Source organism: Neobacillus paridis, assembly GCF_016765675.1.
GTDB classification, from domain to species: domain Bacteria; phylum Bacillota; class Bacilli; order Bacillales; family Cytobacillaceae; genus Neobacillus; species Neobacillus paridis.
Window position 1 is genome coordinate 57,654 of sequence record NZ_JAESWB010000115.1, and the last position, 22,246, is coordinate 79,899.

The 22,246-nt window shown below is 40.3% G+C and carries 23 protein-coding genes; 17 read left to right on the forward strand and 6 right to left on the reverse strand.

Annotation, left to right across the window (positions count from 1 at the left end; all coding sequences use genetic code 11):
* Positions 1-141 precede the first annotated feature (141 nt).
* Positions 142-363 carry a DeoR family transcriptional regulator gene (locus JK635_RS06750; RefSeq protein WP_202653186.1) on the reverse strand — a complete coding sequence of 74 codons (222 nt, stop codon included), beginning with the start codon at positions 361-363 and terminating at the stop codon, positions 142-144.
* A gap of 557 nt (positions 364-920) precedes the next feature.
* Between JK635_RS06750 and thpR the strand changes: the two genes are divergently transcribed.
* From thpR to JK635_RS06770, 4 genes are all read left to right on the forward strand, one after another.
* Entirely contained in the window at positions 921-1,487 is a 567-nt protein-coding gene (gene thpR / locus JK635_RS06755; protein WP_202653187.1) for an RNA 2',3'-cyclic phosphodiesterase, read from the forward strand.
* Between the two features lie 20 nt (positions 1,488-1,507).
* Positions 1,508-2,488, forward strand: a complete 981-nt coding sequence (locus JK635_RS06760; protein ID WP_202653188.1) for a diacylglycerol/lipid kinase family protein — start codon at positions 1,508-1,510, stop codon at positions 2,486-2,488.
* Positions 2,478-4,700: a type I pullulanase gene (gene pulA / locus JK635_RS06765; protein ID WP_202653189.1), complete on the forward strand. Its 2,223-nt coding sequence runs from the start codon at positions 2,478-2,480 to the stop codon at positions 4,698-4,700. Before JK635_RS06760 ends, pulA begins: the two co-directional genes overlap by 11 nt.
* A gap of 214 nt (positions 4,701-4,914) precedes the next feature.
* A complete protein-coding gene (locus tag JK635_RS06770; RefSeq protein WP_202653230.1) occupies positions 4,915-5,688 on the forward strand; it encodes a phosphotransferase family protein in 774 nt (257 codons plus the stop codon).
* Here the strand turns inward: JK635_RS06770 and JK635_RS06775 are convergent, their stop codons facing one another.
* The gene (locus JK635_RS06775; RefSeq protein WP_202653190.1) at positions 5,689-5,967 is read right to left on the reverse strand and encodes a YtzH-like family protein; all 279 of its coding nucleotides are present in this window, start codon (positions 5,965-5,967) and stop codon (positions 5,689-5,691) included.
* A gap of 137 nt (positions 5,968-6,104) precedes the next feature.
* Here JK635_RS06775 and trmB point away from each other — a divergent pair, with 137 nt between their 5' ends.
* Both trmB and JK635_RS06785 read left to right on the forward strand, forming a co-directional pair.
* Positions 6,105-6,746: a tRNA (guanosine(46)-N7)-methyltransferase TrmB gene (gene trmB / locus JK635_RS06780; RefSeq protein ID WP_202653191.1), complete on the forward strand. Its 642-nt coding sequence runs from the start codon at positions 6,105-6,107 to the stop codon at positions 6,744-6,746.
* Between the two features lie 90 nt (positions 6,747-6,836).
* Positions 6,837-7,676, forward strand: a complete 840-nt coding sequence (locus JK635_RS06785; protein WP_202653192.1) for a YtnP family quorum-quenching lactonase — start codon at positions 6,837-6,839, stop codon at positions 7,674-7,676.
* Positions 7,677-7,719: 43 nt separating this feature from the next.
* On the opposite strand, the gene JK635_RS06790 is transcribed toward JK635_RS06785, so the two are convergent.
* Positions 7,720-8,046 (reverse strand): PepSY domain-containing protein, encoded by a 327-nt coding sequence (locus JK635_RS06790; RefSeq protein ID WP_202653193.1) that lies wholly within the window; start codon positions 8,044-8,046, stop codon positions 7,720-7,722.
* Positions 8,047-8,224: 178 nt separating this feature from the next.
* Between JK635_RS06790 and JK635_RS06795 the strand changes: the two genes are divergently transcribed.
* The 11 genes from JK635_RS06795 (at position 8,225) to ccpA (ending at position 19,458) form a co-directional block, all read left to right on the forward strand.
* Complete coding sequence (locus JK635_RS06795) at positions 8,225-9,298, forward strand: M42 family metallopeptidase (RefSeq protein ID WP_202653194.1); 1,074 nt, start codon at positions 8,225-8,227, stop codon at positions 9,296-9,298.
* A 59-nt stretch (positions 9,299-9,357) separates the two neighbouring features.
* A complete protein-coding gene (locus JK635_RS06800; protein ID WP_202653195.1) occupies positions 9,358-9,873 on the forward strand; it encodes a DUF84 family protein in 516 nt (171 codons plus the stop codon).
* Between the two features lie 144 nt (positions 9,874-10,017).
* Positions 10,018-10,332 carry a thioredoxin family protein gene (locus JK635_RS06805; protein ID WP_202653196.1) on the forward strand — a complete coding sequence of 105 codons (315 nt, stop codon included), beginning with the start codon at positions 10,018-10,020 and terminating at the stop codon, positions 10,330-10,332.
* 85 nt (positions 10,333-10,417) lie between these two features.
* Positions 10,418-11,206 (forward strand): DUF1444 domain-containing protein, encoded by a 789-nt coding sequence (locus tag JK635_RS06810; RefSeq protein WP_202653197.1) that lies wholly within the window; start codon positions 10,418-10,420, stop codon positions 11,204-11,206.
* Between the two features lie 159 nt (positions 11,207-11,365).
* Positions 11,366-13,693: a DNA translocase FtsK gene (locus JK635_RS06815; RefSeq protein WP_235887941.1), complete on the forward strand. Its 2,328-nt coding sequence runs from the start codon at positions 11,366-11,368 to the stop codon at positions 13,691-13,693.
* Between the two features lie 223 nt (positions 13,694-13,916).
* The gene (gene murC / locus JK635_RS06820; RefSeq protein WP_202653199.1) at positions 13,917-15,215 is read left to right on the forward strand and encodes a UDP-N-acetylmuramate--L-alanine ligase; all 1,299 of its coding nucleotides are present in this window, start codon (positions 13,917-13,919) and stop codon (positions 15,213-15,215) included.
* 282 nt (positions 15,216-15,497) lie between these two features.
* On the forward strand, positions 15,498-15,959 hold the full coding sequence (locus JK635_RS06825) for a DUF948 domain-containing protein (protein ID WP_202653200.1): 462 nt from the start codon (positions 15,498-15,500) through the stop codon (positions 15,957-15,959).
* Between the two features lie 21 nt (positions 15,960-15,980).
* The gene (locus tag JK635_RS06830) at positions 15,981-16,442 is read left to right on the forward strand and encodes a YtxH domain-containing protein (RefSeq protein WP_202653201.1); all 462 of its coding nucleotides are present in this window, start codon (positions 15,981-15,983) and stop codon (positions 16,440-16,442) included.
* Positions 16,443-16,529: 87 nt separating this feature from the next.
* Complete coding sequence (gene ytxJ, locus JK635_RS06835; protein ID WP_202653202.1) at positions 16,530-16,862, forward strand: bacillithiol system redox-active protein YtxJ; 333 nt, start codon at positions 16,530-16,532, stop codon at positions 16,860-16,862.
* A gap of 242 nt (positions 16,863-17,104) precedes the next feature.
* The gene (locus tag JK635_RS06840; protein WP_202653203.1) at positions 17,105-18,181 is read left to right on the forward strand and encodes a bifunctional 3-deoxy-7-phosphoheptulonate synthase/chorismate mutase; all 1,077 of its coding nucleotides are present in this window, start codon (positions 17,105-17,107) and stop codon (positions 18,179-18,181) included.
* Between the two features lie 269 nt (positions 18,182-18,450).
* The gene (gene ccpA, locus JK635_RS06845; RefSeq protein ID WP_308078031.1) at positions 18,451-19,458 is read left to right on the forward strand and encodes a catabolite control protein A; all 1,008 of its coding nucleotides are present in this window, start codon (positions 18,451-18,453) and stop codon (positions 19,456-19,458) included.
* Between the two features lie 136 nt (positions 19,459-19,594).
* Here ccpA and JK635_RS06850 read toward each other — a convergent pair whose 3' ends face one another.
* From JK635_RS06850 to JK635_RS06860, 3 genes are read right to left on the reverse strand one after another with little or no spacing between them, the layout of a single operon-like run.
* On the reverse strand, positions 19,595-20,767 hold the full coding sequence (locus JK635_RS06850; RefSeq protein WP_202653204.1) for an acetoin utilization protein AcuC: 1,173 nt from the start codon (positions 20,765-20,767) through the stop codon (positions 19,595-19,597).
* The gene (locus JK635_RS06855; RefSeq protein WP_202653205.1) at positions 20,764-21,411 is read right to left on the reverse strand and encodes an acetoin utilization AcuB family protein; all 648 of its coding nucleotides are present in this window, start codon (positions 21,409-21,411) and stop codon (positions 20,764-20,766) included. Before JK635_RS06855 ends, JK635_RS06850 begins: the two co-directional genes overlap by 4 nt.
* Before the next feature lie 42 nt (positions 21,412-21,453).
* Entirely contained in the window at positions 21,454-22,086 is a 633-nt protein-coding gene (locus JK635_RS06860) for a GNAT family N-acetyltransferase (RefSeq protein WP_202653206.1), read from the reverse strand.
* Positions 22,087-22,246: the final 160 nt, after the last annotated feature.

Sequence of the window (22,246 nt, forward strand, 5' to 3'; positions counted from 1 at the left end):
CTTTTAAGTGATAAAGCATTTTTTATATTAATATATCATTTTTGTGAAAATTGTCAATAACAGCTAGTTGTTTCATAGAGATTGTAGGAAAACACAATAAAACAACACGCGGCAATCCGCGTGCTGTTTTAACGATTTCATTTATGAAGACATTTTAACTTTCTTATGTGTGGTCGTCCATTTTCCACGGCTTGGACTCATGACCAAATCATTATAGGCTAAGACATTTAAATCTCGTTGTACGGTTCGAGGAGTGATACCAAATTCCTCTACAAGTTCCTGTGTTGTAACTGTGCCATTCTTACGGATAAACATGTAGATACATTTGATGCGGTTTAACATCCGGTTAGTTGAAGGTTTCAAAGAACCACTCCCTATCCTTTTTTCAAACCTTTGGCTAATCCCTCTATCGACAGTCTGGTTGAAAATTGCTTTTCAAAATATGTAATTTTCTTTTCCGCGCAGACATCTCCTTTTTATGGAAGGTCCTCTGTCAATATTTCAATGTCTTATCCTTAGTCTTATTGTACCCATAATTTCAAAAAATTTCTACTACAATAGTATAGTTTTAAGAATTTTCCTCCATTATTTTGAAAAGCAGAGTGTTTTCCCTCCTTTTTTTAATTCTTACTATAGGGTATGGTGTAAACTATGGGACTTATGATAAATTAATTGAATTTTCTAATAAAATTTTTAGTGAAATATTTCGTTTTTTAGAAACTAGCTTAGTTGTAAGGACAAAAATTCAAGCGAGGGTTTTCACCAATGACAAGCATCATGTAAACCGGAAATTGAAAATCGATGTGGAAAATTGTAATCTTTACTATAAGTTACGTGGAAATAATCTGCGTCTTTTTATAAAGTGTCTCTTCATAGTTAGGCAAAAATAGAATAAAATTGTGAAAAGGAATGAAAACAATATGCAGCAAACCCATTATTTTTTTGCCGTTAGGATCCCGGAAGATACGAAGGTACTTATGAAGGATATAATGGAGAAATTGCAACAAAGTTTTCCTTTTGACCGCTGGGTCCATCATCAGGATCTTCATATTACATTAGCATTTCTCGGGGCGGCGGAGGCTGAGAAACTGACGGCAGCAGAAAGCTTCGTGAGAGAGGGATTAGAAACGGAAAAATCTTTTCGATTACAAATAAACGGACTCGGAGTCTTTGGAAGGGAGGATTCCCCAAGAGTATTTTGGGCAGATACGGTCGATAGCAGTGAACTGCGAATCGTAAGGAATAAGGTATATACAGCTTGCGGGAAAGCAGGCTTTCAATTAGAAACGAGGCCATTTCGACCGCATATTACTTTAGCAAGAAAATGGAGCTCCGAAACCACTTTTCAAAAAAAGAGGCTTGAAGTTTGGCAGGAATTGCAATCTGAACCACTCTCCTTTCAGGCGAAGGATGTTGTGTTATATCAAACGTATCTCAATCAAACTCCTAAATATAAAGCGATAACTATTTTTCCACTACAATCATAGAGATAAAAGGGTTGGTTTTTATGAGAAGCATCTACTTTATTGTTAATCCGAATGCCGGAAACGGACGCTGCCGTAAAATATGGGATAGAATAGAAACCTTGTTGATCGATGAACAAGTTTCTTTTTTGGCATTTTATACGGAATATCCGGGTCATGCAAAAAAACTTGCCGGACAAATTGCGGCTAAACATGATGGGGAAACCATCATTGTAACGGTTGGCGGCGACGGAACTTTGCATGAAGTCATGAATGGCGTCACCAGGAATAAAAATGTCATCCTTGGGTTTATTCCAGGCGGGTCCGGGAATGATTTTTCCAGAGGCTTCAAGATTCCGTCCAACCCTGTGAAAGCTCTGCAGGTACTGCTTCGTTTAATAAAAAGTGATCCTGTTCAAATAGATAACGGAAAAATGACATTGGCGGACGGGGCGGAGGAGTTTTTCATTAACAATATGGGTGCCGGATTTGATGCACTCATTGCCTATCAGGTCAATCATTCACCAATCAAGGCTATCCTTAATAAGCTGTCATTGGGCCGTTTAGTTTATGTTTATTTTCTGCTGAAAGAATTATTCACTTTTAAACCGACAACCATTGATATTGCGATTGATGGGAAAAAGTATTCCTTTAAACAGTCATGGTTTGTCACCGTTTCAAATCAGCCATATTATGGCGGGGGGATGAAAATTGCCCCCGCAGCTATTCCCGATGACGGTTTACTGGATATTACCGTTGTTCATGAATTATCCAGATGGAAGCTGTTGCTGGTATTTATAAGCGTCTTTTGGGGCAAGCATATATTTTTTCAAGAAGTGAAGACCTTTAAAGGCAGAATGATATCGATTCAATCGGCGGAGAAACTGTTTGTCCATGGGGATGGGGAGCATGTTGGCTACACTCCTTTAAAAATCGAAATCCAGGTCAAGTCGATGCAGGTATTGACAAGAATGCAGCATGCCCCAGAAGTTAATCTAGAAGCGAGGGATTCAAATGACTTCTAATAATAGGAATTTTCTTGCTTATTTGGACGAGATGGACTTGATTACCATTCTTCTTCCCCTTTCCTATCACCAGGGGTTATCTTCCTCTTTTTCTTTAACTGATGGACTAGGAGAGAGTCGATTGCAAACAATTAAAAAATATTTCATCGAAGGCTATTATAAATATATCTGCCGATTTTCGGAAGAATATGACTTTGGGAAACAGTATTGGATTATCGACGAACATAGCGGCAAAACCGATTTACAAATCGGTGCTGTCATTAGAACGGAAGCCTTTGACCAAAAATTTTATTATGAGGGGCATGATTTAGGAGTAACCTATCAGAAAGATCAGTGCCTTTTTAAACTTTGGGCGCCGACTGCTGTTCAGGTTAAATTGAAATTAAACCCACCTTCCAGTCCCGATTCGGAAATAGTAAAGCTGAAACGAGGGGATAAGGGGATTTGGTCGGTAATCGTTTCCCGTGATTTGGAATATTACCAATATAGTTATCTTGTACAGGTTAATCAGGAATGGCGCGAGGCCGTTGACCCGTACGTCAAGGCTGTCAGTGCAAATGGTGAAGCCGGTGTTATTGTCAATCTGAAGAAGACCGATCGGCCGAAGATCACTCTCCCCCCCATTGAAAGTCCGGTGGATGCCATTATTTACGAAACACATATAAGAGATTTCACGATTCACCCGAATAGCGGGGTTAAGCATAAAGGATTATATCTTGGGGCCGGGGAATTAAATACCAAAGGTAAGGACGCCGAACCTACCGGTTTATCCTACGTAAAAGCTTTAGGTGTTACCCATATAGAATTCCTTCCGTTTCATGATTTTGCCGGTGTTGATGAATTAAAGCCGAAGGAATCATATAATTGGGGCTATAATCCCCTGCATTTCAATACTCCGGAAGGCAGCTACTCCACAGATCCCACTGATCCCTATTCCAGAATTATCGAATTAAAGCAATTAATTGACCAGGTTCATCGAGCTGGACTTCGGGTTATGATGGATGTGGTCTATAACCACGTTTATATCCGTGAACAATCCTCATTTGAAAAAATCATTCCTGGTTATTACTTTCGTCATAATGACATGGGAATGCCATCAAATGGCACCGGTGTCGGGAATGATATCGCATCCGAACGGCGGATGGTACGAAAATTTATCGTTGATTCCGTTCGCTACTGGCTAGAGGAATATCATATTGATGGTTTTCGTTTCGATTTAATGGGGATTTTGGATATTGAGACAATGAATGAAGTGAAAACTGTCTGTGATTCAATCAGTAAGGGTGGGGAAGTCCTCATCATTGGTGAGGGCTGGAGTCTTAATACCCCGCTGCCGTGTAACCAAAAAGCGAATCTGGCAAATCAGGATAAATTGCCGCGGATTGCCCAGTTTAATGATCAATTTCGCGATGTTATAAAAGGCAGTACGTTTCATCTTGATGATAAAGGCTATGCCCTGGGAAATGAAGCGTACCATGAGGCCGCATTTGAAGCGATTACCGGCAGTATTGGCTTTAATAAGCGAGAAAATCGTCTGTTTAATGAACCAACGCAAACTGTCAACTATATTGAATGTCATGATAACCATACATTATGGGATAAGCTTCAAGTCTGTTTGAAGGATGAAAATATAGAGGTAAAAAAGAAATATCACCGTTTGGCAACCGGATTGGTCATCTTGTCGCAAGGAATTCCTTTTCTCCACAGCGGGCAGGAGTTTTTCCAGACGAAACAAGGTAACGGCAACAGCTACCGAGCCCCTGACACTGTTAATCAGCTCGATTGGATACGGAAAAGTGAAAATGAAGAAAATGTAAACTATCTAACAGGTCTTATTCAAATTCGTAAGGAATATCGTTGTTTTCGTTACCGGACTGCTGCCGAAATCCGAGCTAAAATTCGACAGTTTCCACTCCCCGCACCAATGATGGGCTTAATATATTATTCAGAAGGATACGATATTCTTCTCGTAGTGAACCCATCGAAAAAGCAGTACTCCATTTCCCTGCCAAAGGGAAAATGGTCACTTTTAGCTAATCAACATTATGCAGATAAGGTTCCAAAAGGCAGCTTTTACGAGGGGGAATCAGTGATTGAACCAATCTCACTTCATGTATTCGTAACATCCAGCTCTACGAGTAATCCTGCGGCAGCATTAGCATCGCTTTTTCTTCAAAAAGATGACTTGACGAAAAAAGGCAAATGGAGATAAAATCTATTATGATGGCTATTGTAGAATAACATATCAATAGCCCTTTTTTATTTAAATAACAGACCACGTTTAAATCTATTCTAATTGGAAATTGGTTATAAAGATAAACCTTTGGACGGTTAAGGTTCTTCCTATCCTGGAGAAGTCCTTCTAGTAAAGTTAGTTAGGATTAGGGACACCACCATTAGAACGGCATAAATTGAAGGTGACAATGTTGGAACATATATTAGGACAAAAGTGGGAAATAACACCCGCTGGCGGCGCCACTGGTGAAGCATTTTTTGCAAAAAATGAGAACCAAAGCCTTTTTCTCAAACGGAATTCTTCCCCTTTTTTGGCCGTGCTGTCAGCCGAAGGGATCGTTCCAAAGCTGATTTGGACAAAGCGTTTGGAAAACGGTGATGTCATTACAGCCCAGCAATGGCTGGAAGGGCGGGAGCTAAAACCAGAAGAAATGAATCAAGAACTTGTTGCCAGGCTGTTAAAGAAAATCCACCGATCAGAACCGATGCTTAGTATGCTTAGCCGCCTCGAAAAGTCTCCTTTAAACCCTGAAATGATATTTCAATCGATTATAAATGAAGTCGATAACGAAACGCTTTCTTTACCGGAAGTTCGGAGGGCATTGGCTTTCTTAAAACAAGAATCAAAAAATGTCCATTGCGAAGAAAAAGTCGTTTGCCATGGTGATTTGAATCATAACAATTGGCTGCTTACAGAGGATAACGAGCTGTACCTAATTGATTGGGATGGAGCTGCGATTGCCGATCCGGCAATCGATTTAGGAATGCTATTATATTGGTACATTCCCGAAGAAAATTGGCGGGACTGGCTTTCCATGTATGGGGAGGAGCTTACAGATAACTTAAAACTAAGGATGAAATGGTATACAGTCCTTCAGACCATTTCATCCATTCAGTTCCATAAAGATAAAAACCGCCTTGAGGAAATGAAGAAATGGATTAAATTTCTAGACGAAATTCTTTAATTACGAAAATTGTCCAATATCATTTACCCATTGTGATAAATTTTCCTGATTGGAAACAATGTGTTGGTCGAGGTCGGCAGTCTGGGCTCCTTCTTGACTGTAATAATAGATATCCTGCAGAATGTCTTTTATATTTTGGCTGACCTGTGCATTTACCATCAGTGATTTAGCCAATCGTTCCAGCTGTTCACATTCCGCTGTTGAGCCGCAACAATCGGTTTGATGATCATTTAATATATCTTTTAGTAATGTGACTTGATCCTGATGATTCAGTGGCAAGAAAAACACATCCTTTCAAGTAAAAATGAAAATTGAATTCACCTTTAGGTTGTGGATTCTTTTTTTGTTTATTCACTTGCAACAGATATTGCTTCGTGATATTGTTTTCATCAAAATTATCTTATAGGAGTGCCGTAATGAGACTTAGAAATAAACCTTGGGCAAAGGATAAAATAGCACAATACCCCCAGTATATCGTTCCAAATCCGGAAGAATATAAAGGAAAATGGCATGAGGCATTTGCTAGTGATCAGCCGCTCCACATTGAAGTAGGTACCGGGAAAGGCCGGTTTATTACCGAAATGGCCAAAGCTCATCCAGAGATTAACTACATTGGGATCGAATTATTTGATAGTGTCATCGTCGCTGCATTAGACCGATTAATTGAGGCAGAGCTTCCAAATCTTAAGCTGTTAAATGTTAATGCCAAGGATTTAGCCAAGTTTTTTGCCAAAAACGATGTCCAGCGCGTTTATTTGAATTTTTCTGATCCGTGGCCTAAAAAGCGTCATGAAAAAAGAAGATTGACTTACAAGGACTTCTTGAAGCTATATGAGGAAATCATGACAGATGGCGGGGAAATTCATTTTAAGACAGATAATCAAGGCTTATTTGAATATTCATTAATGAGTTTTTCTGCCTATGGCTTGCTGTTGAAATTTATCAGCCTTGATCTTCATAACAGCGATTTTGAAGGTAATATCATGACTGAATATGAAGAAAAGTTTTCCGAAAAGGGAAATCGGATTTATCGTTGTGAGGTTAAATATCAACATTAATGATTTCGGACCGCTCATTTTGATGGGTTGTCCTTTTTATTTTTCTTAATTATCAGATAATGATAAACTAAAAAAAAGGAGTTGATGAGTATGGATACATTAAAGATCGGAAATGTATCGTTAACATGGTTATCCGGCGGAGTAACCAATCTGGACGGGGGAGCCATGTTTGGAGTCGTACCAAAATCATTATGGTCGAAGAAATATCCGGCAAATGAAAAAAATCAAATCGAATTGCCAACAGACCCGATTTTAGTTCAATTTGATGGGAAAAATATCTTAATTGAATCGGGGTTAGGAAATGGAAAATTAACTGAAAAACAGCTTCGGAATTATGGGGTAACGAAGGAATCCGAACTGGATGTTTCCCTACAAAGCATAGGCCTTGATTCAACTAAAATTGATTACGTATTAATGACCCATTTACATTTCGACCACGCATGTGGCTTGACCAAACCTGGAAATGGTGAATTTGTATCGGTTTTTCCTAATGCCAAAATCATTACATCCAAAATTGAATGGGATGAAATGCGTCAACCCAATATTCGTTCAAAAAATACATATTGGAAGGAAAACTGGGAAGCCATCGAATCACAGGTTGAAACATTTGAGGAAAACTGGAGTTTTGGCCCGATCCGGATGATTCATACCGGAGGTCACAGCAATGGACATTCCATTGTGATCATTGAAGATGGAGGAGAAATGGCGATTCATATGGCTGACATTATGGCAACGCATGCCCACCAAAATGTCCTATGGGTAATGGCCTATGATGATTATCCAATGGATTCAATTGCTGCAAAGGCTAAATGGCAGCCATTTGCTGTAGAGAAACAGGCCTGGTTCACTTTTTATCATGATGCATTTTACCGGGCAGTTAAATGGGGACCGGACGGTCAAATGATGGAAAGCGTGAAAAGATCGAAATAACGAAAAGCCGTATCCTAATCGATGAATGGGATACGGCTTTTTCTTAAGCAATTCCTTCCGACAGACGGCGAATATCAATGAGTGTTCCTGTTGAGGCATCTGCAATAAATTCATATTGTTCATCGATGCCTTCAACAGTTTTGGAGATTCCTCCTTTGTAAACCTGGTAATGGATTTGCTGTTTTTGATATGGCTCCGCTACCATATGGATCCATGAGCCGGATATCGATCCATTTTGACTAAATTGCTTTTTAACATTTTCTAATACTTTTTCAGGTGATACCTTTGTTTGTTTAGTAATCATTTGGCGTGCCGTGTAGCCGCCAAGAATACCAACTGCAGCACCAAGCATAAAAGATTTCCAGTTCATTGCAGGACCTCCAACATACAAATATGGAAAAGATTGTGACTTCCTATTCTCTTCCAGTATAGCGCATTAATTTGACGGAAGATAGAAAAATCAAATGTTGGTAAAAATCCAATAAATTCTGTAATATTAGGCTGAATACATATATTATTTAGACCAATTCAAAAGGAGCAAACAGCTGATGAATGAACAAACTTTAAAGCTTTTTCAAACGTTAACAGAGCTTCCCGGTGCACCGGGAAATGAACATGCTGTCAGGAAATTTATGAGGGAACAATTAACGCAATATGCCGATGAAATTGTCCAAGATCACTTAGGCAGTATTTTTGGTGTTAAAAAGGGCAATGACCAAGGTCCCACCATTATGGTTGCCGGCCACATGGATGAGGTTGGCTTCATGGTTACAGCCATTACTGATAATGGTATGCTTCGATTTCAACCATTAGGAGGCTGGTGGAGCCAGGTCCTTCTCGCCCAAAGGGTCCAAGTCATGACGAAAAATGGTCCAATCATCGGGGTCATCGGCTCGATTCCACCGCATCTCTTAGATGAAGCGAAGAAAAATAAACCGATGGAACAAAAAAATATGTTAATTGATGTCGGTGCAGATGATCGGGCAGATGCTGAAAGAATGGGAATTAGACCGGGACAGGCGATTTTGCCAATCTGCCCATTTACCCCAATGGCAAACGAAAAGAAAATTTTAGCTAAAGCATGGGATAATCGCTATGGCTGCGGCCTGGCGATTGAGCTGCTGCAGGAATTAAAGGATGAAACATTGCCAAACATCCTTTATTCCGGGGCAACTGTACAGGAGGAAGTTGGATTACGCGGTGCCCAAACGGCAGCCAATATGATAAAACCTGATCTCTTCTTTGCACTTGATGCCAGCCCTGCCAATGATGCGAGCGGCGATAAATCGGAATTTGGCCAACTTGGGAAAGGGACATTGCTGCGAATTCTTGACCGGTCTATGGTAACCCATCGGGGAATGCGGGAATTTGTTCTTGATATGGCGGAGACAAACCATATTCCTTATCAATATTTCGTTTCGCAGGGCGGAACCGATGCCGGCCGTGTACACTTGGCAAATGAGGGAATTCCAAGTGCGGTAATTGGTATTTGTTCGCGTTATATTCATACCCATGCTTCGATCATCCATGTAGATGACTATGCTGCTGCTAAAGAATTATTGGTTAAATTAGTAAAAGCCTGCGACAAAACAACAGTAGATACCATTAAGTCCAATAGTTAATTTTTCTGGGGACAACTCTTTTGAGTAAGCCCCTTTTTTTATAAAGGAGATGGACAGCAATGAAAATCGTCATTGGATCAAAAAATCCTGCTAAAATTGCCGCAGTTAAAAATAGTTTCAGCCATCAGGCGGCCGAATTCTGTTCACTTGATATCCCCTCGGGAGTCAGCGAACAGCCTTTTTCCGATGAAGAAACGATTAAAGGGGCGATTAATCGGGCAGAAGGCGCCCTTCTTGAAGGAAATGGAGACATCGGAATTGGCCTTGAGGGAGGCGTCCAGGAAACGAGTTACGGTCTCTTGATTTGCAACTGGGGGGCATTGGCAGCACCGGGGAAGGAGCCGATTATCGCCGGGGGCGCCCGGATTTTACTGCCTGAAGAAGTGGTCGGTAGATTGCGGGCTGGTAAGGAACTTGGTCCGGTTATGGAAGAGTATGCGAAAAAGAAGAATGTCAGTAAACAAGAAGGGGCTGTCGGAGTATTTACCGACGGACGGGTCAACCGTACGGAAATGTTTACCCATGTGATGAATCTTCTTGTCGGACAATTTAACTATCACCAAAAGCAGAAATAGGATAAGCTAATGGAAAACAGATAGCAATTCTTTTACAACAAAGGTGAAATTCAGCACTGCATTTCGTTGGACTAGAAGCAGTTTGACTGCTATGATGTGATAGAACGTTAACAAATGATCAAGGCAATACGGAGGCGTTTTAAAATGAAAAATTTACAATCCATGGAGCAATTTGAACAGCTTCGTCAACAAGGAAAAACAATTTTCATGTTTTCTGCCGATTGGTGTCCAGATTGCCGTTTTATCGAACCGGTGCTCCCGGAAATTGAAGCAGAATTTCCTGACTATGCGTTTATTCATGTGGACCGTGACGGCTATATAGATCTCTGTCAACAGCTTGATGTATTCGGCATTCCAAGCTTTATTGCTTATAAGGACGGGGAAGAGCTTGGCCGCTTTGTCAGCAAAGATCGCAAAACAAAAGAAGAAATAGAAAACTTTATCAAAGGTTTAAAATAGAACCTGCCCTCCTTCCCTTTTGGAGAAGGAGGTTTTTTCCTGTAAAATAGGGAAAACGATTCCTGGGAACGAGAGGGGGATGTAGATGGACAGTCTTAAAATGAAACGTGAATTGGAGTCGCGCTTGGCAGGCGAGGATAGAATCATTACTTATGACCGTGAGAAAGACGAGCTGCGAATTGAAAGTAAAACAGCGGGGAAAGGGATTACCGTATCGCTCCCCGGCATTGTGGCTAAGTGGCATAACGAAAAGGAAAAGGCGATTGAAGAGGTTGTTTATTATGTAGAACAAGGGCTGATGGCAATGGTAAGCCCTGTTCAATTAACCGATCATGAGAAAAGAATCTTTCCCGTTATCCGTTCCACATCCTTTCCGGTGGAAGCTGAAGAAGGTGTACCATTCTTGACAGATGATCATACGGCTGAAACAAGAATTTATTATGCTTATGATATGGGAAAAACCTATCGCTTACTCGATTCCCGGATTATTGAAAAAGAGGGCTGGGAGCCACATCGGATTAAGGAAATTGCTTTGTTTAATGTAAGATCTTTGTCAACTAATTTAAAAGAAGATCAAGTTGCCGGTAATACTTTTTATTTTTTAAATACAAATGATGGCTACGATGCAAGCCGAATTTTAAATAAAGGTTTTCTACACGACATGGAAAAACAAATAACCGGAACGATGGTTGTAGCTGTTCCGCATCAGGATGTCCTGATAATCGCCGATGTTCGCAATGACAGGGGCTATGATGTAATGGCGCAAATGGCGATGAGTTTTTTCACAAGCGGTCACGTCCCGATAACCGCCTTATCCTTTTATTATCAAAATGGGGAATTAGAACCGATTTTTATCCTTGGAAAAAATAAATAAAAAATAAAATTGGGACCCGAAAGTGGTCCTTTTTCCTTGAATGATTTCCGGATTTGTCCAATTATAAATTGTTTTGAACTATTTCTATAGAATTGTCTCGAAAAAATATCAATTACTGCTAAAATAGAGTAATAGATGACAGCAGAAAGAGTGATAGTTTTGAGTTGGATCCAAAACTTATTTCAAAAATTAAAAAAAGATGAGGAAGAAGAATTTGCTGAATCCTTTTTTCATAATGATAAACAGGGAGATCTTTCACCACTTCAACAATATGATGGTGCAAAGGATGTCGAGGTAAAGGTTTCCTATCAATATCCGAAAAGCAACCCTCTGCCTCCCGAATTGTTACTCAAAACAAATCCAGAAGGCAGACATAAAGGAAAAAAAGCAAGGCATTCAGAAAAAAGAAAAACTGATCAAGTGGATGATTTGTATGATAAAAATGCATTTCCTAAAGAGGAAACACGACTAATAAAAGCAAACAGTTCATTTCATCCAACCGAAATTCCTTCTCCGGTATTTGGATTTAGGCGGCCAAGAAAAAAAACAGATATTGTTGAACACGAACTAAGTCCTTTTTTTCAAGCTGATCTTTCACCGCTGCCTGAGAATAAGGAATTGGCAACGGAAGTTGTTGAGAGGGAAAAGGAACAACAGGAATCCTCTCCTGTAACTCAGTGTGTGGAAGAAACTTCAGTTTCGCTTGAGAATACATCGGAGCAAGTGGAAATGGAACGGGATGCAGAAAATACATATGAGCTGCCTGCTGCGAACAAAGAAATAGTTGCCGAAGCTAACGGGCGGCAGCAAGAAAACAGCAGCGAACCGTTTTTAAAGGAAGAAAATATTGAGAAGAGAAGGTCAGCGCGGTCAGCAAGACAGCATTTACCCTTTAATGTTTTAATGTTAAAGCAGGATAAGGAAAAATGGGGGATGCATAAACGAATAAACAAAATCGCACCTAAACAGGAGCATACCAACCAGCCTGGAGAGGCGGAAAAGGCAGCTATGTCATTTGGACAGATTGAAGAGGAAAAGGAGCCAGCCGGAGAAATAAATCTGCCAGGCCATTATCAATTCCCTGATGTTAAGCTGTTAAAACCGCCGATTGCTAAAGGGAATGATACCGAGTGGATGATGCAGCAAGAGAAGCTTCTCAATCAGACATTAGAGAACTTTAATGTTGGCGCCAGCGTTGTTAATGTTACTCAAGGCCCTTCTGTAACCCGATTTGAGGTACAGCCGCAGCCAGGTGTTAAGGTCAACAAAATCACCAACCTGAGTGATGATATTAAGTTAAGCCTGGCAGCCAGAGATATTCGGATTGAGGCCCCTATTCCCGGTAAACATACGATCGGGATTGAGGTCCCTAATCAAACAGCAAGACCAGTATTTATTAGCGAGATTATTCAAAGCCGTACTTTTCGCGAAACAGCCTCACCATTAACTGTAGTCCTAGGACTTGATATTGCCGGGAACCCGATTGTTACCGATTTAAAGAAAATGCCTCACGGACTGATTGCCGGTGCAACTGGTTCGGGAAAAAGTGTCTGCATCAACTCGATCATTATCAGTCTGCTTTATAAAGCCGCACCAGAGGATTTACGCTTGCTGCTGATTGATCCCAAAATGGTCGAATTAGCTCCCTATAATCGGATTCCACATCTTGTCAGTCCCGTCATTACCGACGTAAAAGCGGCGACAGCGGCATTAAAATGGGCTGTCGAGGAAATGGAGCGGCGTTATGAACTTTTTGCTCATACTGGTGTTCGCGACATTAACCGGTTTAATGAACTGGCAGTGGAGCATAAGCAATATTCTGATAAACTGCCATATATCGTGATCATTATTGATGAACTCGCCGACCTTATGATGATGTCACCAGCAGATGTCGAAGAAGCGATTTGCCGGATAGCCCAAAAGGCAAGGGCATGCGGCATCCACCTGATCATTGCCACACAAAGACCGTCTGTTGACGTCATTACCGGTTTAATTAAAGCCAATGTGCCGACACGGATTGCTTTTTCCGTATCCTCACAGGTTGATTCCCGAACGATTATTGATATAAGCGGAGCAGAAAAGCTATTAGGACGCGGTGATATGTTATTTTTAGAAAATGGTTCTTCAAAGCCTGTCCGCTTGCAAGGAACATTTGTATCAGATAACGAAATTGACCAGGTTGTGGATCATGTCAAAGAACAGCGGGAGCCGGAATATTTATTTGAGCAAGAAGAACTGTTAAAAAAGTCGCAGCTAGCAGAAGGGGAGGATGAGCTGTTTTTTGAGGCTTGTGAATTTATTGTGGATCAGCAGGCTGCCTCCACCTCAAGCCTGCAGCGCCGCTTTAAAATTGGTTATAATCGTGCGGCCAGACTTATGGATATGCTCGAGCAAAACGGCTACATCACAAGTGCAAATGGCAGCAAACCCCGTGAAGTGTTAATCACCCAAACCGATTTGGAGATGATTCAAGATTTAAATGGATAATGGTTGATGATCATGGTATTGCTTTAAAGCAATGGACAAATAATAAAAAATAGATTGCTGACTGCTTTTTGTAATAAAATAGTTTTTATCCATGAACAGTGCTATAATATAAAAATGTGTTTAGCAGGTTTTTATTGTTACGTTGACAAAAGCTGCATGATTAGCAAATACAGACTGATGTCATATACTGTTTTACAGTATTATGTTGGTTGGAGGTTCATCTATGACTATTTACCATTTTGTGGGGATAAAGGGAACAGGAATGAGTGCACTTGCACAAGTTTTACACGATATGAAATTTGAAGTGCAAGGCTCCGATTTTGAAAAACACTTTTTTACCCAAGATGCCCTTGAAAAATCCGGAATAAAAATCCTTCCTTTTCAAAAGGAAAATATAAAACCAGGAATGACCATTATTGCAGGGAATGCTTTTCCCGACACCCATGAGGAAATCCAAGAAGCGATGAAACTCGGTCTTCCGATTGTCCGCTACCATCGCTTTTTAGGCGATTTCTTGCAGCGGTTTACAAGTATTGCAATTACAGGGGCTCACGGTAAAACCTCAACAACAGGTCTCCTTGCCCATGTGATTTCCGGAATGAAGCCGACATCGTTTCTAATTGGCGATGGAACTGGTAAAGGAGAAGAAAATGCTGAGTATTTTGTTTTTGAAGCATGTGAGTATCGCCGACATTTTCTCTCCTATTTCCCTGATTATGCCATCATGACTAATATTGATTTTGACCATCCTGATTATTTCGCCAATATTGATGATGTCTTTTCCGCATTTCAAGAAATGGCAATGCAGGTGAATAAAGCTATCTTTGCCTGCGGTGATGACGAGCAGCTTCAAAAAATTCAGGCAAAAGTTCCCGTTTTATTTTATGGATTTGATGAAGGAAATGATTATCAAGCCAAAAATATTGTGAAGACCACGGATGGAACAAGCTTTGATGTGTTTATCCGCAATACCTTTTATGATACATTTTCGATCCCGACCTTCGGTACCCATAATGTGTTAAATGCCCTGGCTGTTATTGGCTTGTGTCATTATGAAGAAATGAGTGTTGATACAGTAAAGGAAAGATTAACTACTTTCCAAGGGGTTAAAAGAAGATTTTCGGAAAAAAGAATTGGTTCTCAAATATTAATTGATGATTATGCCCATCATCCGACTGAAATAAAGGCAACCATTGATGCAGCTAAACAAAAGTATCCGGAAAAAGAAGTTATTGCTGTTTTTCAGCCACATACATTTACCCGGACTCAAGCCTTTCTTGAGGATTTTGCTGCGGCTTTAAGGCTGGCGGATCGTACCTATTTGTGTGAAATTTTTGGCTCTGCTCGAGAAAATCATGGGAAATTAACGATTAAGGATTTGCAGGCAAAAATTGTCGGAGCGGAAATTCTGACGGAAGATAATACGGCCGTATTACAAAAGCATGATCATAGTGTCATCCTGTTTATGGGTGCTGGGGATATTCAAAAATTCCAAGAAGCGTATGAAAAATTATTGGTTTAACAGAGGCTGACCCAAAAGATGGTGTCAGGCACCGCAATGGCATATCTAGCTGCTGACCAAAGTAAAGCGTTAGATATAGTTAGTGGTGCTTGCCGCCATTAGGGACAGCCTCTTTATTTTAGGAATTTTATGTATCTGCTAATTCGCTTTATCTATAAGTATTTTTTTTAATTAATGGCAGGAAAACGAGACAAATAGATGGAAGTAGTATAAGATGATAGCGAGGTTTAGATCCTCAAAAGTTAGGCTATACATATGATAGATTGAGGCGGAGGTTTTACCATGCAAATTATTTTATACTTAAGCGTTGCCTTGATAGCTGTTGCGTTTTTAGTGCTTGTCATTTTTTTATCGAAGACCCTTAAGACTCTTCAGGAAACATTATCAAGTGTTTCTGATACGTTAAAGGGGGTAGAGAATCAGCTTGACGGTGTAACACGGGAAACTACCTTGCTTTTACAAAAAACAAATGCGTTAGCTGATGATATTCAGCAAAAGTCCCAAAGCATAAATAGTGTTGTAGATGCGGTAAAAGAAGTAGGTGAAACCGTTTCAAACTTTAACGGAACATTAAAAAATATTACAACAACGGTTGACAAAAAAGTAGAGGAAAGTAAAGAAAAGGTATCACAAATCATTCAATGGAGTCATATCTTCCTGGAATTAAAAGAAAAATGGCAGGAACGAAAGGAATTAAAAAATGAAGCTTATGAAACCGATAAGCGGAAAATTCACTCTTATTAGGACAAAAAGGAGCTGAAAAAAATGTCTAAACGAGATTATGATTCACGGGAAACCAACCAAAATCGCACCGGAGATTCAGCGGGTAAAAGCTTTTTTCTGGGCGCCCTGATTGGAGGTCTTGCCGGGGCAGCAGCAGCCCTTCTCCTTGCTCCTAAATCCGGAAAAGAGCTGCGCCATTCCATTAGCAGTAACACTGGGACGATTGTCACAAAATCGGTGGAATTGGGTGAAACAGTGAGAAATAAAACCTCCAATTTTTCACAAGGTTTAACCCGTCAATCTACAGAGATTATGAATAGAGTTACGGGAAAAGCAGTAAGCGATGAAGCAGCTGAGAATGAATCTGAAACTATCTATATTCCGATTGGCACCTCGAGTAAAAAACAGGATGATAAAGGGGCAGTGAATGACGGAGAGATAGAAAGGAAATTAAAAGAAGCTCAAATGGCCTTTGACGAGGAAGAACGGCGAATCAAACTATAATTGTAAAAGGTAAGGCCAGTTTAATTGTTAACCACACGGTGAAGTGATAAAATGACTTCACCGTTTATTTTTGGAGGGATACCAATCATGCTAAAAAAAGTTGATACGATCGAACAATTTAACGAGATCATCAAAGAGGATTCGCGTTTTTATTTTTTTAAGCACAGCCTTACCTGTCCAATCAGTCAGGCTGCGTACAAGGAATATGAGAAATTTACGGCAGACCATCAAGAGATTCCTGCTTATTATTTGGCTGTTCAAGATTCCCGCCCATTGTCAAATGAAATAGCAGAGAGGTTTGATATTAAGCATGAATCACCGCAGGCGATTCTTTTTTCAGATGGGAAAGCTGTTTGGAATGCCTCTCACTGGAAAATTACCAATCGTTCTTTAACAATGGCCTGGCAAGAAAATGAATAAAAAATGTCACAACATAAAGGGTTTTGCGATACAATAATTTTATACCATAAATATCTACTTTAACGCTTAAAAGCGTTTAAGAAATAAAGAAAAAAGAGATGACAAAGACATTACTTTCCGTTATAATAAACCCTAATAAAATTGTTACAAAATTTTTAAAATACTTATGAATCCGGTAAACCATAATCGATATCTCGATAGATTTGACTATTGTTAAACGAAGGAAAGGATGGGGACGAAAGATGGGCAATAATGAATTAGAGCGGTTGAGAGAGCGTGTGGATGAAGTAAACTTGGAGTTGTTGAGGTTAATCAATGAAAGGGCCCAGCTCGTTCAAGAGATAGGACATGTAAAAGGGAGCCAAGGAGTTTTTCGCTTTGATCCGGTCCGCGAAAGAATGATGCTTGACAAGATTAAGCAAAATAATGATGGACCATTTGATAATGCTACGATTGATCATCTCTTTAAGGAGATTTTTAAAGCAGGCTTGGATTTGCAAAAGGATGATCACAAGAAAGCGTTGCTTGTGTCCAGAAAGAAAAAGCCGGAAGACACCGTTATCAATTTAAAAGGGGAATATATCGGTGATGGCAAACAGCATTTTGTTTTTGGCCCGTGTGCCGTCGAATCCTATGAGCAAGTTGCCACTGTGGCCAAAGCAATGAAGGAAAAAGGCTTAAAGCTATTGCGCGGCGGTGCCTACAAGCCAAGAACCTCTCCATATGATTTTCAAGGCCTTGGGGTTGAGGGCCTCAAAATCTTAAAAAGGGTGGCTACAGAGTTTGATATGGCCGTGATTAGCGAGATTGTCAATCCTGCTGATATTGAAATGGCGGCTGAATATTTGGATGTCATTCAAATTGGCGCCCGAAACATGCAAAACTTTGAACTGTTAAAAGCCGCAGGGGCTGTCAATAAGCCGGTTCTGTTAAAAAGAGGACTAGCCGCAACCATTGAGGAATTTATTAATGCAGCTGAATATATAATGGCCCAAGGAAATGGACAAATCATTCTTTGCGAGCGCGGCATCAGAACATACGAACGGGCAACAAGAAATACGCTTGATATTTCTGCCGTGCCAATTTTAAAACAAGAAACGCATTTACCTGTCATGGTCGATGTTACCCATTCAACTGGCAGACGAGATCTGTTGCTTCCATGTGCGAAAGCAGCGATTGCTATTGGAGCAGACGGCGTTATGGCGGAAGTTCATCCAGATCCGGCTGTTGCCCTGTCCGATGCCCAGCAGCAAATGAATTTGGAACAGTTTGATCAATTCTATAATGAGCTGATTGCTTCAAAATTTGTTCACCTTTAATCATCTGAGGGTGAATGGCCTTCTGCTGTTTTAGCAGAAGGTTCATTTTTTAAGAAAATAAAAAAATATCGCCTAGCCAATTGCGGCTTTTATTTTCTTGTCGTATCATTAATACATAATTTAGATTGTTTACTTTATCACAAAAGGGTTGGAAGCGGATCAATGGTTTGTTTCGGATCCTATCTTGTGAGACTGGATTTAATGACTAGATTTTCACGACGTGATGTAAAATAAAGAGAACGATGTTCGTTTTTAGGAGAGTGTTATGAGTGAATAATATTACCATTTATGATGTTGCCCGTGAAGCAAATGTTTCCATGGCTACCGTTTCACGTGTAGTGAACGGCAATCCAAATGTAAAACCGGTTACCCGGAAGAAAGTATTAGAAGTCATCGAGCGGCTTGGCTATGTACCGAATGCAGTTGCCAGAGGGCTCGCAAGCAAAAAAACAACGACGGTTGGTGTTATTATCCCTGATATATCGAATATCTTTTTCGCGGAGCTGGCCCGCGGTATTGAGGATATTGCCACGATGTATAAATACAATATTATCCTTAGTAACTCTGACCAAAATAAAGATAAGGAATTACATTTAATTCATACAATGCTTGGAAAGCAGGTAGATGGCATTGTCTTCATGAGCGGCAAAGTTACCGAGGAACATGTTGAGGAGTTTGAAAAATCACAAGTCCCAATCGTTCTTGCGGGATCCATTGAAGCTAGCGAAAAGATTCCATCCGTTAACATTGATTACGAACAGGCTGCTTATGATTCGATTAATGAGTTTATTGCCAGAGGCCATAAACGGATTGCCTTTGTCAGTGGGCCGTTCTATGAACCTGACATTACTGTCAAGAAGCTAAACGGTTATAAACGAGCCTTAGAGGAAGCAAAACTTCCGTTTAACGAAGAGCTTATTATCGAAGGAGATTATACGTACGATTCTGGATTAGAAGCTTTTGATAAAATGTTAGAACTATCGGAAAAGCCTACTGCCATTTTTGTCGGGGCGGATGAAATGGCTCTTGGGGTTGTTCATGGGGCAGAAGACAAAGGCTACCACATTCCAGAAGATTTTGAAGTGATTACATCCGACAATACAAGACTGTCACTGATGGTTCGTCCGCAGCTTACAACGATTGTTCAGCCGTTATATGATATTGGTGCGGTGGCCATGCGCCTTTTAACTAAATTAATGAATAAGGAAAAAGTGGAGGACCAAATTGTGGTACTGCCACATCGGATTGAACACCGACAATCAACAAGAAATCAATAAGAAGAATAAAGAAAACTCGCCGACTGGCGAGCCCTAAGGGCGAAGACAGAGGCGTAGTTGAACTTATGCCTAATAGGAAAGTTTTCACACTTTCCTATCGGCCAAAAAAGCCGGCCATCTTGGTCGGCTTTTGCCATTACACGGTTTCGCTTTTCCTTTGATTTCTAATCGGGTATAGCGCTTTTTCAAGCGTATTTAAATTCTTTTCCGTTATTTCGGATTTTCTAGGGATGGGAGGGTATAGATTTTCCGGGTCATCCCATTCTCTTGGCAATTCGAGTGGGGCTTTAGCCTGCCAGTAATCAACCCATTCAGCAGGCAGGGGACCCGAAAATTTCGAGTTTTCCGTCATTTCCAGCCAAATCAGTGCCCATGCTCTAGGCACCACACGCCAAATATCATAGCCGCCGCCGCCCACCGCAATCCATCGGCCGCCACAATATTGATGAGCAAGTTCATGGGCCAGCTTGGGGATTTCCCGATAGCTTCTCATTGTTGTTGATAAATGTGTTAATGGATCATAATAGTGAGCATCTGCCCCGTTTTGAGTTAAAATGACATCGGGTTTAAAAAATTCCGTTATCTCTCTAAATGCTTGTGTATAGACATGAAGCCATGATTCATCTTCAGTAAAGGCATCAACGGGGATGTTGAAGGAATAACCATAGCCTGCCCCTTGCCCTCTTTCATTGACATTGCCTGTACCCGGGAATAAATAACGGCCAGTTTCATGTATTGAGAGAGTACATACTCTTGGTTCATCATAAAACGACCATTGAACGCCATCACCGTGATGTGCATCCGTATCTACATAAAGAACGCGGGCATTATATTTTTCCAGCAAATATTTAATGGCTACGGAGCTGTCATTATAGACACAAAAACCCGATGCTTTGCCCCGAAAACCATGATGTAATCCACCGCCAAGGTGAAGGGCATGCAACGCCCGGCCTGACATGACTTCATCAACAGCAGTCAGTGTGCCGCCAACCAATAATGAACTGGCTTCATGCATGTTGGGAAAAATCGGAGTATCCTCTGTACCCAAGCCGTAGTTTTCGGCAATTTCGTTCGGGAGCTGGCCGTGGCCTGCTTTTTTCACTGCTTCAATAAAACCAGGATCATGAACAAGCTGTAATTCTTCTTCTGTGGCCATTCTCGGTGGAACCATACATTTTGGGTCCAATGCATTGATCTTTTGTAATAAATCCATTGTTAATTTAAGCCGGAATTGATTAAAAGGATGATGATTGTTAAATTTGTAATTTAGCAGTTCTTCGGAAAAGATAAATTTGCATGCATCTGTCATAGTGAAATCCCCGGAAGATTAGGCCATAAAACGTGATGGCCAGCTTTTCTGAGATCTTGAATGAGTCCAGTGGGATTCATTAATTGAACCCTAAAGACCAGTATTTTATATTGATCATCCTGTTTATCCGGGTAAACCAGTACGCTAAGAATATTGGCATGTCGTTTACAGATAATTCCGGCAATATCGGAGAGGACACCGGAGATATTGGGAACCCTTATCTCAATTTGCGATCCTGGCTGATGGGCACCTGTCAGTTCGACCATTGTTCTTAAGATATCCGTTTCCGTAATAATTCCAACCAGTTTATGGTCATTAATAATCGGAATCGCGCTAATTTTGTGTTCATAAAATACCGCTGCTATCTCTTCAACAAAGTCAAGCGGATGACCGGTAATGATGTTTCGTTCCATAATCAGTTCAAGTGGCTTTTTTAAATCATCCGGATTTTCAGTTGTCCGGAATGTTGAAGGAGTTACTTCTTTTAATCGGGAAATAGTAACTAGACCAACTAAATTATTTTCACCATTAATAATCGGGATATGGCGGATATTATTAGTTTCCATTGCCTGAATAGCATCCTCAATTGTATTCGTAGGATGCAGCGTAACAACATCTCGATTCATGATTTCTTCTACAATCATTGCTATCCCCTCAATTCTAAAATTCAGATAAAAACTGGGAGTTTAATACATAAGTCGATTCATAAAGCGTAATCTGTCAAACCTTTGAATGCTTTCAATATCAACCCGTTTTCCAATTCTCGCCATTAAGCAGTTAGCAGGATGGGAACAAATTTCCGGATCGTCTGTGGCATACCACTCTAACCCACCGGCATTCATCATTTTTTCCATAACCTTTCGATATTCCCATACATTTAATTTCGTTCCTTTTAAATCCCAATGCCAATAGTATTCTGTTGTAATGATAATATAATCTTCCATTGCGTCATCCATCATTGACACTTTTAAAAGGTTTTTGCCAACTGCACAGCCTCTAAATTCCGGGATTACTTCAATCGCACCCAATTCAATTAGATTTTCGATCTTTCCCTCTGACCAGCGTTCCATCGGGTCGGGATAGAGGAATGTAACATAGCCAACAATGGTATTTCGATGTCTTGCAATAATGATTCGGCCTTCTGGCAAATCAGCAATTCCGATTAGAGCCTTGTGCTGCTGTTCTGGGGGGCGAAAGGCAATTAAATCTTTATGAAAATCTAACGCTTTCAGCTGGACTGAGGAAATAGGACCCTCAATAATTAGCGTGCCATTAGGAGTCTTTAACTCCTTGGCATTGTAAGTTTTTTTATGTTCCATTAAGTCACCCCTAGAAATCAATAATATCACAAATATATTATACATAATTTTCATGACGGAAAAGTTACTTCACAAAAATTTTTGGAATCTTTATCTTAATTGTTACAAATTTCGGAAAAAATTTTAAAAAAATATTTTTTTAAAATTGTGAATTGTCGCC

Excerpts from the sequence above, each read along its gene's own strand:
- thpR (WP_202653187.1), top strand. The coding sequence starts at position 921 with ATGCAGCAAACCCATTATTTTTTTGCCGTTAGGATCCCGGAAGATACG.
- JK635_RS06760 (WP_202653188.1), top strand. The coding sequence starts at position 1,508 with ATGAGAAGCATCTACTTTATTGTTAATCCGAATGCCGGAAACGGACGC.
- pulA (WP_202653189.1), top strand. The coding sequence starts at position 2,478 with ATGACTTCTAATAATAGGAATTTTCTTGCTTATTTGGACGAGATGGAC.
- trmB (WP_202653191.1), top strand. The coding sequence starts at position 6,105 with ATGAGACTTAGAAATAAACCTTGGGCAAAGGATAAAATAGCACAATAC.
- JK635_RS06785 (WP_202653192.1), top strand. The coding sequence starts at position 6,837 with ATGGATACATTAAAGATCGGAAATGTATCGTTAACATGGTTATCCGGC.
- JK635_RS06790 (WP_202653193.1), bottom strand. The coding sequence starts at position 8,046 with ATGAACTGGAAATCTTTTATGCTTGGTGCTGCAGTTGGTATTCTTGGC.
- JK635_RS06795 (WP_202653194.1), top strand. The coding sequence starts at position 8,225 with ATGAATGAACAAACTTTAAAGCTTTTTCAAACGTTAACAGAGCTTCCC.
- JK635_RS06800 (WP_202653195.1), top strand. The coding sequence starts at position 9,358 with ATGAAAATCGTCATTGGATCAAAAAATCCTGCTAAAATTGCCGCAGTT.
- JK635_RS06805 (WP_202653196.1), top strand. The coding sequence starts at position 10,018 with ATGAAAAATTTACAATCCATGGAGCAATTTGAACAGCTTCGTCAACAA.
- JK635_RS06810 (WP_202653197.1), top strand. The coding sequence starts at position 10,418 with ATGGACAGTCTTAAAATGAAACGTGAATTGGAGTCGCGCTTGGCAGGC.
- murC (WP_202653199.1), top strand. The coding sequence starts at position 13,917 with ATGACTATTTACCATTTTGTGGGGATAAAGGGAACAGGAATGAGTGCA.
- JK635_RS06825 (WP_202653200.1), top strand. The coding sequence starts at position 15,498 with ATGCAAATTATTTTATACTTAAGCGTTGCCTTGATAGCTGTTGCGTTT.
- JK635_RS06830 (WP_202653201.1), top strand. The coding sequence starts at position 15,981 with ATGTCTAAACGAGATTATGATTCACGGGAAACCAACCAAAATCGCACC.
- ytxJ (WP_202653202.1), top strand. The coding sequence starts at position 16,530 with ATGCTAAAAAAAGTTGATACGATCGAACAATTTAACGAGATCATCAAA.
- JK635_RS06840 (WP_202653203.1), top strand. The coding sequence starts at position 17,105 with ATGGGCAATAATGAATTAGAGCGGTTGAGAGAGCGTGTGGATGAAGTA.
- JK635_RS06850 (WP_202653204.1), bottom strand. The coding sequence starts at position 20,767 with ATGACAGATGCATGCAAATTTATCTTTTCCGAAGAACTGCTAAATTAC.
- JK635_RS06855 (WP_202653205.1), bottom strand. The coding sequence starts at position 21,411 with ATGATTGTAGAAGAAATCATGAATCGAGATGTTGTTACGCTGCATCCT.
- JK635_RS06860 (WP_202653206.1), bottom strand. The coding sequence starts at position 22,086 with ATGGAACATAAAAAAACTTACAATGCCAAGGAGTTAAAGACTCCTAAT.